Here is a 12,287-nt window from a genome sequence, read left to right on the forward strand (position 1 = left end):
ATGGCCATTCCGTTCCGCTCCCCGCGCGCCACGCGGCGCCCCGCCGACCTGCGCGATGCCGAGCGCGACGCGCGCTATGAAGATCCGTTCGCGCCGCCCGATGACGTCGATGCCGGCGACGCCGCGCGCCCGCGCTCGCTGTTCGGCGAGATCCTCGACTGGATGCTCGCGCCGCTGCTGCTGCTCTGGCCGATGAGCATCGCCGTCACCTATCTGGTGGCCAAGACGATCGCCAACGGCCCGTTCGACCGCGCGCTCGAGACCAACGCCTACGTGCTCGCGCGTCAGATCACGCCCGTCAACGGCGCGGCCGAACTCGTGCTGCCGCGGGCCACGCTCGACCTGCTGCGCGCCGACAACGTCGACAGCGTCTATTTCCAGGTGCTCGGCGCGCGCGGCGAGCTGGTGGCCGGCGAAGCCGACCTGCCGCTGCCGCGCGACGACGACCGGCCGCCGCCCGGCGTCGTGGTGTTCCGCGACGACCTGCTGCGCGGCAACGACATCCGCGTGGCCTACACCACCGTCGCGCTGCCCGGCGTGCGCGGCGCGCTGCCCGTGCTGGTGCAGGTGGGCGAGACGCTCGACAAGCGCAATGCGCTCGCCAACGACATCATCAAGGGCGTGATCCTGCCGCAGTTCGTGATCCTGCCGCTCGCCATCGTGCTGGTGTGGTTCGGGCTCTCGCGCGGGCTCGCGCCGCTCACCTCGCTGCAGGCGCAGATCCGAGAGCGCCGCCCCGACGATCTCTCGCCCGTCGACGCGCAGCGCGCGCCGCCCGAGATCGAGCCGCTCGTCACCTCGTTCAACGACCTGCTCGCGCGCCTCGAACAGAACATCGCGCTGCAGAAGCGCTTCATCGCCGACGCCGCGCACCAGATGAAGACGCCGCTCGCCGGCCTGCGCACCCAGGCCGAATTCGCGCTGCGGCACGACGTGTCCGCCGAGGTGGCGCGCTCGCTCGAACAGATCGCGACCAGTTCGGGCCAGGCCGCGCGGCTCGTCACGCAGCTGCTCGCGCTCGCGCGCGCCGAGAACCGCGCGAGCGGCCTGACCTTCGAGCCCGTCGACCCGGCCGCGCTCGCGCGCGTGACCGTGCGCGACTGGATGCAGGCCGCGTTCGCCCGGCGCATGGACCTCGGCTACGAGGGACCGGAAGCCGACGGCGAGCCCGCCGGCGCCGTGGCGCTCGCGATCGACGGCAATCCGGTGATGCTGCGCGAGATGCTCGGCAACCTGATCGACAACGCGATCCGCTACACGCCCGAGGGCGGCCGGATCACCGTGCGGGTGCGCGCCGAATCCGACGCCAGCCCCGCCGGCATGGCCGCAAGCGGCCGCGCCGGCCCCCGCGCGACCGACGGCGACGCCGCGCCGGCCCGCATCCATCTCGAGGTGGAAGACACCGGCCCCGGCATTCCGGCGCACGAACGCGGCCGCGTGCTCGAACGCTTCTACCGGATCCTCGGCCGCGACGGCGACGGCAGCGGGCTGGGACTCGCGATCGTGCGCGAGATCGTGGCCCAGCACGGCGGCACGCTGACGATCGAGGACCATGTCTACCAGGCGTCGCCGCACCTCGCCGGCACGCTCGTGCGCGTCAGCTTCACGCCGCGCCGGGCGGCCCGGGAATAACCCTGAGCCGCCGCCCGGCGCGGCCGCGCGCGGGCCGACATTCACGACAAAAAAACGAAAATACGCGATGTTGGCGCGACGTTATCGCCAATTTCCCGGATTTTATTTCGTTCGCCGCTGCCTACTCCCGACAAACCCTGATCGCCGCATCAGTCAGTGGGCCGTAAGTTTGCCCGCCAATAATCGACGCGAGTTCGTCAGGATGGCGAACCGACATATCGATATCAAAAGACTGGAGACGACTCATGGCGACAGTAGGCGGGCACATCGCGCATTCGCCGATGACGAGTGACGAGAAGCGGGTGATCTTCGCGTCGTCGCTCGGCACCGTGTTCGAGTGGTACGACTTTTATCTGGCCGGCTCGCTCGCGGCCTACATCAGCAAGAGCTTCTTTTCCGGCGTCAATCCGACCGCCGCGTTCATCTTCACGCTGCTCGGGTTCGCCGCCGGCTTCGCGGTGCGCCCGTTCGGCGCGATCGTGTTCGGCAGGCTCGGCGACATGGTCGGACGCAAGTACACGTTCCTGATGACGATCGTGATCATGGGCCTGTCGACGTTCGTGGTGGGCTTCCTGCCCGGCTACGCGTCGATCGGCATCGCCGCGCCGGTGATCTTCATCGTGATGCGGCTGCTGCAGGGCCTCGCGCTCGGCGGCGAGTACGGCGGCGCGGCCACCTACGTGGCCGAGCACGCGCCGGCGAACCGGCGCGGCTTCTACACCGCCTGGATCCAGACCACCGCCACGCTCGGGCTGTTCCTGTCGCTGCTGGTGATCCTCGGCGTGCGCCTGACGCTCGGCGAGGACACGTTCGCCGCGTGGGCCTGGCGCATCCCGTTCGTCGCGTCGATCCTGCTGCTCGCCGTGTCGGTCTGGATTCGCCTGCAGCTCGACGAATCGCCGGTGTTCCTGCGCATCAAGGCCGAGGGCAAGACCTCGAAGGCGCCGCTGACCGAGGCGTTCGGCCAGTGGAAGAACCTGAAGATCGTGATCCTCGCGCTGGTCGGGCTGACCGCCGGGCAGGCCGTGGTCTGGTACACGGGCCAGTTCTACACGCTGTTCTTCCTGACCCAGACGCTGAAGGTGGACGGCACCAGCGCGAACATCCTGATCGCCGTGGCGCTCCTGATCGGCACGCCGTTCTTCCTGTTCTTCGGCTCGCTGTCGGACCGCATCGGCCGCAAGCCGATCATCCTGGCCGGCTGCCTGATCGCCGCGCTGGCCTACTTCCCGCTGTTCAAGGCGCTCACGCACTACACGAACCCGGCGCTGGAAGCCGCGACGCAGAAGGCGCCGATCAGCGTGATCGCGAACCCGGACGAATGCTCGTTCCAGTTCAACCCGGTGGGCACGGCGAAGTTCACGAACTCTTGCGACGTGGCGAAGGCCGCGCTGTCGAAGGCCGGGCTCAACTACGAGAACGTGGCCGCGCCGGCCGGCACGCTCGCGCAGATCAAGGTGGGCGAGACGGTGATCGACACCTATGACGGCAAGGGCGCCGACGCCAAGCTGAAGGCCGCCGCGTTCGACAAGACGCTGGCCGCGACGCTGAAGGGCGCCGGCTACCCGGCGAAGGCCGACCCGTCGCAGATCAACTGGCCGATGGCGATCGTGGTGCTGACGATCCTCGTGATCTTCGTGACGATGGTGTACGGGCCGATCGCGGCGATGCTGGTGGAGATGTTCCCGACGCGGATCCGCTACACGTCGATGTCGCTGCCGTATCACATCGGCAACGGCTGGTTCGGCGGCTTCCTGCCGGCCACGGCGTTCGCGATCGTGGCGGCGAAGGGCAACATCTACTCGGGGCTCTGGTATCCGATCACGATCGCGCTCGCGACGTTCGTGATCGGGCTGCTGTTCGTGAAGGAGACGAAGGGGTCGAATATCTACGCGCAGGATTGAGGCGGCCAGGCGGGGCGCGGCGGGGCCGGGAGCCGGCCGTCGCCCTGCCGTGTGCGGTGGCGCGTAGGTGAAAAAGTTCGAGGAAAGTGTTGACACACCCTCGATCCTTCTTCATAATCGGCCTTCTGTTGGCGAATTAGCTCAGTCGGTTAGAGCGACGGAATCATAATCCGCAGGTCCGGGGTTCGAGTCCCTGATTCGCCACCATCATTACGCGAAGGCCCGCACTCGAAAGAGTCGCGGGCCTTTGTCTTTGCGCGCGCGGTGAGCCATCTTGTGAGCCATCCGCCCGCATGCACAAGCTGCCGCACCTGTTCAAATCGCGCCACGGCGTGTTTTACCTCCGGCTCGTTCGCGCCGGCAAAGAGAGCAAGCGCTCGCTGCGCACGAAAGACTTCCGGCAAGCTAAACTTCTTGCGCTCGCGTTCAACCTCGAACTCGCAATGAAGACGCCCGCTGACAAGCCGAAGGCCGCCGATTTCACCCTCGACCCTGACGAAGCCAAGCGGCTCGACGTGATTTTCCCCGACGGCACGCAAGTCAAGGACATCAACACCGACGACGACGTGCGCCGAGCCAAGGAGCTTTTCGGCGACCGCTTCGCCCCCGCCCCTTCGATCGAGCTGCCAGTCCTGTCCGATTCCGTCGCGGTCGCCATTGCCACCCAGAACGCCGCCCAAACGCAAGCGAAGGCCCGCAAGGGCAAGCCTTTCGCCGAAGTCGTGGCGCGCTACAAGAAAGAAAAGACGCTCGACAACGTCGCTCGCACAATCGTGGCCAAAAACCGGACGTTCGACGACTTTGCGAAGCGGATCGGCTCCAAGCCGATCGACGCTTACGCGATCGGCGACGCCGTGGACTACAAGAACGCCTTGATCGACGAAGGCGGCAGCGCGAGCCGGATCAACGCCAAGCTGTCGTTCCTGCGGGACATGTTTGGCTACGCGGTCGCCAACGGCCACCGCGAAGGCCCCAACCCCTTTGAAATGTCGAAGGTGTCGACGAGGTCGAAGCTTCAACAGCAAAAGCGCTCCTACAAACCGTTCAGCGCGGACGACATCGCGGCGATCTTTGACCCGGCCGCTTATGCGGCGAAGATGAACAGGCCCGCCTATCGCTGGCTTCCTTTCTTGGCTCTTTACTCCGGGGCGCGGCTCGAAGAGCTTGCCAGTCTGTCGCTGGCGCAGGTCCAGCGCGAAGGCGATGTTTGGTTTTTCGACATCCAGAAAGCGAAAAACGCAGCCTCCCAGCGCCGCATCCCCTTGCACCGCACGGTTCTGGAATCCGGGTTTATGGCGTATGTGGACGGCCTGCGCGAGCGAGGCGCGACGCAGCTCTTTCCCGAGCTCAAACCCGGCGCAAACGGGTACGGGAAAAACGTGACTCGGCGCTTCGCCGACTACCTGGACGAGCGCAAGATCGTGGACGACCGCAAGGTCTTTCACTCGTTTCGGCACACCTTCATCAACAGGATGACCGAGCTGCACACGCATCCCGCAATGTTGATGGCGCTGGTTGGGCACTACGACCAAGCGAAAGTCGATTTCAGCAGCCCCCACTTTGCGAACTATCAGCATGCCAAGCCGCTTGCCGAGCTGAAATCCACTCTTGATCGATTCGATTTGATTTTGCCCATCTGCTTTTAGCTGAATCGGCGTTTTTTGCGCCATAAGCGCCTCCGCTGAGCGCAAATCAGGAAAGCGTGTCGCGCCAAGGCCACGATGCCGAATCCTCCAATTGACGCCGCGAAGCCGCCCGGAGGATATTTTGCATGCGCGAAAATCGACAATGCGCACGCGCACTCTATAGCGATAAACGGGGCCATGCATGGGCAGAAAGCGGTCGCAGGAGAGAAGGGAGCGTCTCACCATTTATAGAGTTCGGGGGCAGGCAACGCCAGACGGGCTAATCATCAAGACCGACAAAGCCAAACCGCGCGTCGAGCTTGAGATTTCGCACGGCTCCGCAACCTTGTACGTAAAAAACACACCGCCGCCCAAGCTTCCCGCTTGGACCAATTTTCTAATTGACGGCCAGAAGATCGAGGCGGATCTGTTCGGCGGCAATCGATCCGAAGGCGCAGCGCTCGTCGTGCGCGACTTGGGCGACACCTTTATCCTTTGCTTCGGCATGGGGTTTCATCTCGTCAACTTGGACTTGGTCGAGCGCGACTTCGGGCTGCGCGTGACGCTCAACTCCGTCAATCCGGAACGCCTGCGCAGCCTCGACAAAGCCAGCTACCAAGACAATTGGCTCAACACCAGAAACCAGAGCCCGAGAGATTCAGACATTTTTGATTTGGCGATAGACTGGGAAATTGACATGGTTCAGTCCCTGACCGGCGCATGCCAAATTGGGGAGTTTGGTCCGGTGGCGACCGGCCGCGACGCGCTGACCATCCACCCTACGGCCAAACTCAATGACTTGCACGCCATTTTTCAATTGGCCCAGGAAGCCTGCGACAAGAAACTCCCCGATCGATTCGCGTGGGTGGACAATGTTCACCGAATCAAAGAAAGGGAAATGATCGAATTGCTCGACTCGGTGCTTGATGACCTGATCAAAACAGATCCCGAGAACGGCAATTTTTGGATGGGGGAGCCAGAAATTGTCGACTGGGAGCGACAGGCCGGATACTCCTTCGAGCGCCGCGCCAGCTCGGCGAGCCACCCCACCTTGCAGTTGGAAGATTTTCTCGGGTTTCTCAGGGAGAGAAAACTATCCCCTGGCGTGGCGGCGATGAAAACCCACGTTGTCCACTCAGTCGACGCGAACGGCGAGGTGATCCAAACTTGGCGCGCCTATCGCTGCCTGTACGCCGAGATCAAGGAATCGGAAAAAACCTACGTCCTGCGCGATGGCCAATGGCATGAGATCAACAAAAACTTCATCGACCGAGTCGACGCCTTCTTGGCGAAGCTAGAAGTCGACACTGAGAAGCTGCCAATCTACAACCATGCCAACGAGGGCGAATACAATTCGTTTTCGGCGGAGACGGAAAGCAATATCGAACTGCTTGACAAGAAGAACATCCAAATCGGCGGACCGCACGACAAAATCGAGTTTTGCGACTTGGTGCGATCCGGCAAAGACTTGATACACGTCAAATACTACAGAAGCTCCGCAACCCTCAGCCATTTATTTTCGCAGGGGGAGGTGTCTGGGGAAACTTTCATCAAAGATGAGGATTTTAGAAACAAGCTCAACGCCAAGCTTCCCGACAGCATCCGTCTTGCGGACCCCTCGAAAAAACCAAACGCTCAAAATTATCGCGTTATTTTCGCCATCGCGACATCAAAAAATTTGCCGCTGGATTTGCCATTTTTCTCCAAAATAACGTTGAAAAACTCCTTCATGACTCTGGACGCCTTGAACTTCAAGGTCGCGATAGCAAAGATCGAAGTCGAGCCAACCCTTTTGAAAAAGAAATCGTTCAAATCCGCAAAACGAAAGGGAACCAAGGCCAAAATCTAGCGCTCAAAAAATCGTCACCATCCAACACGACAGCGGCGCCTACCCCGCGCGGCGCCACACCGCCGAATAGATCCGCGAAAGCATCTTTGTAATGACCCAGCCAAACCTGCACAGGTTAAGCGGCTAAAGCAAACGCCTCGGCCGGGGTCTTCATCTTCAGCGACTGATGCGCTCGCCGTAAGCGCTTCCCCAGCACCGTCTGTTCATGAAGGTTCATAGGCGGCAATCTGATTCCCACCAGAATGTAGTGGGAACCAGAAAAAATGGAAATCAAGGCGCAGGGCCGCCGACGAGGCTCCAAGAATTACACGAATGAGTTTCGCACGCAGGTCGTGGCGGAAACACGAGACCCGACCCGTTCACTGGCGGAAGTTGCACGCGCGCATGGGTTGAACGCGAATCTCGTGTCGAAGTGGCGTCGGGATCAGGAGCAAGAGGCGACGTCCGCATCCGCGCCAGTTGAATTATTCCTGCCTGTTCAGATGGCATCACCGCCGATACCGGAACCGGTCAGATCATCCGGGCTGGTCATCGAATGTCGTGGCGTGCGCGCGTGTTTCGAAGGCAAGCCGGAGTCTGATGTCCTGCGGCTTGTGCTGACAAGCTTGCTGGATGTGGGTTCGTGATGCTGGGCCTTCCCGCTGGGCCGCGGGTGTGGCTGGCTGCTGGTGTGACCGATATGCGTTCCGGCTTCAATAGCCTGGCCGCGAAGGTGCAGACCGTGCTCGAGCGGGACCCGTTCAGCGGACACGTGTTTGTGTTCCGCGGCCGACGCGGCGATCTGGTCAAGGTGCTGTGGTGGAGCGGTGACGGCATGTGTCTGCTGATGAAACGGCTTGAACGCGGCCGCTTTGTCTGGCCGCGTGCGGATGGGGGCGTCGTCAGCTTGAGCCAGGCGCAGTTGTCCATGTTGCTGGAAGGCATCGACTGGCGGCAGCCGGTGCGCACGGCGGCGCCGACCTCAGCGTTGTAAACCCGCCCACCGGCGCGTAGACTGCGGGCATGACGACGGCGAACGCGTACCCGGACGACATCGAAGCGCTCAAGGCTCTACTGCTCGAGCGCGATGCCCGCATCGGGCATCTGGAAGACGTGGTCGAATCGCACAAGGCGGCGACGGCAACCGACAAGGCGGAGATCGAGCGTCTCAAGCTGCTGATCGCAAAGCTGCGCCGCATGCAGTTCGGCCGCCGCTCGGAGAAACTGGACCGCCAGATCGAGCAGCTCGAGCTGCGTCTGGAAGAACTCGAGGCCGACGAAGGCGCTGCCCCCATCGAGATTCCCAGGACGCCACGCACGGCACCGGAACAGGTACAACGCAAGCCGTTGCCGGATCACCTGCCGCGCGAGATCCAGATCCATTGGCCCGAATCACGTGAAACCTGCACGGCGTGCGGTGCGCCGATGAAGCAGCTTGGCGAGGACGTCGCCGAACAACTCGAGTATGTGCCGGCGAGCTTCCGGGTCATCCGCCATGTGCGGCCGAAGCTGGCATGTTCATGCTGCGATCACATCGCCCAGGCTGCTGCGCCGAGCCGTCCCATCGAGCGAGGCATGGCTGGCCCGGGACTGCTGGCTCACGTACTGGTCGCGAAGTTCGCGGATCACCTGCCGCTCTACCGGCAGTCGGTGATCTATGCGCGGGAAGGTGTCGAGCTGGATCGCTCGCTGCTGGCGAAGTGGGTTGGTCACACTGCGGCGCTGCTGCAACCGCTCGTCGACGCACTGCGTCGCCACGTCATGGCGGCGACGAAGCTCCATGCCGACGATACGCCAGTGCCGGTGCTTGCGCCAGGGAACGGCAAGACCAAAACCGGACGCCTGTGGGTGTATGTGCGTGACGATCGGGCGTCCAGCGACGCCGCTCCGCCGGCCGTCTGGTTTGCCTATACGCCGGACCGCAAGGGCATCCATCCGCAGCAGCATCTCGAATCGTTCAATGGCACGTTGCAGGCCGACGCCTACGGCGGCTACCAAGCGATTTACGAAACGGGACACGTTGCCGAAGCAGCATGCTGGGCCCACGCACGGCGGCAGTTCTACGAATTGCATGCGGCTCGCCCAAATGTATTGAACACCGAGGCGCTGGAACGTATCGGCGCGCTCTACAAGGTCGAAGAGCAGATCCGTGGCAAACCGCCCGATGAGCGGCGAGCGCACCGACAAACTCGCGCCAGGCCCTTGCTCGATCAACTCCATGCGTGGCTGAGCGCCACACTGGAGACGCTCTCGCGCAAATCCGACACGAGTCGGGCGATCCTCTACGCGTTGAACCGGTGGGAAGCGCTCACGCGCTACTGCGACGACGGGCATCTCGAAATCGATAACCTGCCGGTCGAGCGCGCGTTGCGCGGAGTGGCTATCGGGCGCCGAAACTACCTGTTCGCCGGCGCGGACTCAGGTGGGGAGCGTGCTGCCGCGATCTACAGCCTGATCGGGACGGCCAAGCTCAACGGCATCGATCCCGAGGCGTATCTGCGCGTCGTGCTTGCGCGCATTGCAGACCATCCGATCAACCAGGTCGAAGGCCTGCTGCCCTGGAAAATGACCACCCCAGCATCGTAAGGCGATAATGCCGCTGGCTTCCCGTTCCCCGGAGATCAGATGGCGAAATCGTTCCAGCGCTTTACCCTGCACGTGCAGCTTCAACACATCGAGCCGCCCATCTGGCGTCGGATCGAGGTCGAAGGAACCGAGTCACTGCGCAAGCTGCACCATATCCTGCAGGCGGCCTTCGGCTGGGAAGACTCCCACCTGCACGACTTCCTGGTCGACGGCATGACCTACGCCATGTTCGAGGTCGATGACGTGCTGGACTTCGCTGATCCGGGCACGACCGCCGATGACCGCAAGGTTCGACTGCAGAAGGTCCTGAAACCTGGCTCACGCTTCCTCTACCGGTACGACTTCGGGGACGGGTGGGATCACGCCATCGTCGTTAAGAAAGTGGAAATCGTTGAAAGCGAACCGTGGGGCGCGGCCCAGGTCATCGATGGTGCTCGCGCGTGCCCGCCAGAAGATGTGGGCGGCCCGCCTGGCTACGACGCGTTCCTGAACACGCTATCTAACGATCCGAATAGCGAAGAGGCAGAACATTACCGAAACTGGGTTGGCCCCGGCTTCGATGCCGATCGGTTCGATCTGCGTGCTGCCAATGCCACGCTGCTGCGCATGGCATCCAATCGTTGGGGAAACCGGTAACTCACGCCGTCAAGACGGTATCGGCCCCACGCTTACCGCTCGCCGGTGGTTGTAAAACTGAATCCAGTCGGCGATGGCGCGGCTCGCATGCTGTAGCGATTCGAAGCGCTGCCGGTGTACGCATTGCTCCTTCAGCGTCCTGATCACTCGCTCCACCATGCCGTTTTGTTGCGGGCAATGCGGCGTGATGAACTCCTGCTTCAGGCCGTAATCGCGCACCAGCTTCGTGTACTTTTGGCTCGTGAAAACCAGGCCGTTGTCGCTCCTCAACAGGAATGGCGTCGATACTCGACCCAGCGTGCCGAACCGGGCAATCAACGCGTGCTCCAGCGCGCTGGCCGCGGTCGTCGCCTTTCCGCTTCGGGACAGGTGCCAGCCCAGCAACTCGCGCGTGTAGCAATCGATGACCAAGGCCAAGGTTGCCCAGCCGTCTCGCCCCGCCCAGATACGGCACATGTCAGTCGACCAGCGCGAGTTCGGTTTGAGCGCAACCGATGGCATCGATTGCGCCCGTGGCCGAAAGCCAACCGGCCGCTTGCGCACTTGCCAGCCCATCAACTGGAACACGCGTTGCACCGTGTTCTTGTTGAAGCCCAGCAGGTGCGCCACCGTCCGATAGCCGAACGATGGTGACTCTTCGATCATCGCCTTGATCGGGTCCGAGAAACGCGCCTGCACAACGGGTTCTGCCTTGACTGGCCGGTAATACACGGTTCGGCGCGGCACATCGAACCACTTGCAGAGCTTGGAAATCGAAACGACAACGCCTTCTTCTTTCAGTCCCTGGTGGATCGTTTCGATCACTTCTCGTCCTCGCCCAGCAGGGACTGCAATTTTTTAGGTTCATCGCGGATTACCGGGGAACGCGGCGCGGATTTTGAGGAAGAAATACTCCTCGTCGCGATACCCATAAGCGCGGCGCTTGAGGACCTTGATCGTGTTGTTGATGCCCTCGACCACGCTGGTATTGAGCGGGTGCCGGCAGCGCGCGACGATGCCGTGCCAATAGCTTTGCAGGCGCCGGGCGAACAACTCAAGCGCAGCGATCCCGCTTTGCGCCGCCTGCTCTATCCAATGCTCCCAGGCCTTTTGGGCCCACGCCGGTTTGCGATAGAACCAGAGCCGCTTGAGTTCATCGCGTAGCAGATAGACACATAACAGCGGCTGGTTGGCCTCCAGCAACTCCTTCAGATGCACCGACTGTTCCGGTTTGAGATTGCGCCGGTTGCGCAGCAGCAGCCAGCGGCTGGACTTCAGAACCTTTCGCGCCGGCCGGTCGTGGCGCAGTTGATTGGCTTGATCGACACGAACGCGGTCAATGACCTCGCGTCCGTATTTGGCAACGACATGGAACAGGTCGTAGACGATCTCGGCCTGTGGGCAATGCGCATTGATCTCCAGCTCGTAGGCCGTCGTCATGTCGATGGCAACCGCTTCGATGCGCTTGGCGACGCCTGGCGGAAGCTGCTCGAAGAAGGCTCGGGCCGTCTCGCGTGAGCGTCCCTGACCGATCCACAGCACTTGACGGCCAATCGGATCGACGACCACCGTGGCGTAACGGTGACCTTTGTGAAGTGCGAATTCGTCCATCGCCAAATAGCGGATGGATGACCAGTCCGGATCCCTTACTCGAGCACGCAAACGGGCCTTGTCGATCGATTTGACTGTATGCCAGCCTAAATCGTAAAAGGCCGCCACTGCCTGCACACTGGCCGCCTGAAGCAGCTTCTCGCAGGCTTTGGCAAACCGCTCCGTGACACGCTGGTAGCGGCCCAACCAGTCCAGTTTCTCCAGTCTCGGACCGCCACAGTGATCGCACCACACTCGTCGACGCGGCACGTGCAACACGACACGATATTCAAACAGTGGCAGATCGCGCACTCTGCGAATCGACGTCTCGTGGATCTGCGAGCAACGCGCCCCGCATTGCTCGCAGAGCATCACCTTGCCTACCGGTTTCAGATACAGCGCGAGCGTGCGGCCTTCGCCTTGTGGCCACTCCACCCGCTCCAGCCGATAGCCCGTCCAGCAGCCCAGCGCTTGCAATGCCTTGCGATCGAGCACTTCATCCTCCAA

At 62.4% G+C, this 12,287-nt stretch carries 10 protein-coding genes and 1 tRNA gene; 9 read left to right on the forward strand and 2 right to left on the reverse strand.

Translation table 11 applies throughout. From position 1 onward, the window contains the following. From bpln_RS15390 to bpln_RS15425, 9 genes are all read left to right on the forward strand, one after another. Positions 1-1,632: a sensor histidine kinase gene (locus tag bpln_RS15390; protein ID WP_055139208.1), complete on the forward strand. Its 1,632-nt coding sequence runs from the start codon at positions 1-3 to the stop codon at positions 1,630-1,632. Positions 1,633-1,877: 245 nt separating this feature from the next. Continuing rightward, positions 1,878-3,536, forward strand: a complete 1,659-nt coding sequence (locus bpln_RS15395) for an MFS transporter (RefSeq protein ID WP_042625915.1) — start codon at positions 1,878-1,880, stop codon at positions 3,534-3,536. A gap of 130 nt (positions 3,537-3,666) precedes the next feature. Beyond that, a tRNA-Met gene (locus bpln_RS15400) sits at positions 3,667-3,743 on the forward strand. 86 nt (positions 3,744-3,829) lie between these two features. Beyond that, a complete protein-coding gene (locus tag bpln_RS15405) occupies positions 3,830-5,182 on the forward strand; it encodes a site-specific integrase (protein WP_055139209.1) in 1,353 nt (450 codons plus the stop codon). Positions 5,183-5,363: 181 nt separating this feature from the next. Further along, positions 5,364-7,010 carry a TIGR04141 family sporadically distributed protein gene (locus bpln_RS15410; protein WP_063891233.1) on the forward strand — a complete coding sequence of 549 codons (1,647 nt, stop codon included), beginning with the start codon at positions 5,364-5,366 and terminating at the stop codon, positions 7,008-7,010. 263 nt (positions 7,011-7,273) lie between these two features. After that, the gene (tnpA, locus tag bpln_RS34050) at positions 7,274-7,636 is read left to right on the forward strand and encodes an IS66-like element accessory protein TnpA (RefSeq protein WP_148653945.1); all 363 of its coding nucleotides are present in this window, start codon (positions 7,274-7,276) and stop codon (positions 7,634-7,636) included. Beyond that, entirely contained in the window at positions 7,636-7,983 is a 348-nt protein-coding gene (gene tnpB / locus bpln_RS15415; protein WP_055138373.1) for an IS66 family insertion sequence element accessory protein TnpB, read from the forward strand. Before tnpA ends, tnpB begins: the two co-directional genes overlap by 1 nt. 29 nt (positions 7,984-8,012) lie before the next feature. After that, positions 8,013-9,575: an IS66 family transposase gene (gene tnpC, locus bpln_RS15420; protein WP_055138372.1), complete on the forward strand. Its 1,563-nt coding sequence runs from the start codon at positions 8,013-8,015 to the stop codon at positions 9,573-9,575. Between the two features lie 39 nt (positions 9,576-9,614). Continuing rightward, a complete protein-coding gene (locus bpln_RS15425; protein WP_055138371.1) occupies positions 9,615-10,211 on the forward strand; it encodes a plasmid pRiA4b ORF-3 family protein in 597 nt (198 codons plus the stop codon). Between the two features lie 9 nt (positions 10,212-10,220). On the opposite strand, the gene bpln_RS15430 is transcribed toward bpln_RS15425, so the two are convergent. Next, positions 10,221-11,015, reverse strand: a complete 795-nt coding sequence (locus bpln_RS15430) for an IS3 family transposase (protein ID WP_055139211.1) — start codon at positions 11,013-11,015, stop codon at positions 10,221-10,223. A 39-nt stretch (positions 11,016-11,054) separates the two neighbouring features. Further along, the gene (locus bpln_RS15435) at positions 11,055-12,275 is read right to left on the reverse strand and encodes an ISL3 family transposase (RefSeq protein ID WP_055139553.1); all 1,221 of its coding nucleotides are present in this window, start codon (positions 12,273-12,275) and stop codon (positions 11,055-11,057) included. Positions 12,276-12,287: the final 12 nt, after the last annotated feature.

This window comes from Burkholderia plantarii, assembly GCF_001411805.1.
Classification (GTDB): domain Bacteria; phylum Pseudomonadota; class Gammaproteobacteria; order Burkholderiales; family Burkholderiaceae; genus Burkholderia; species Burkholderia plantarii.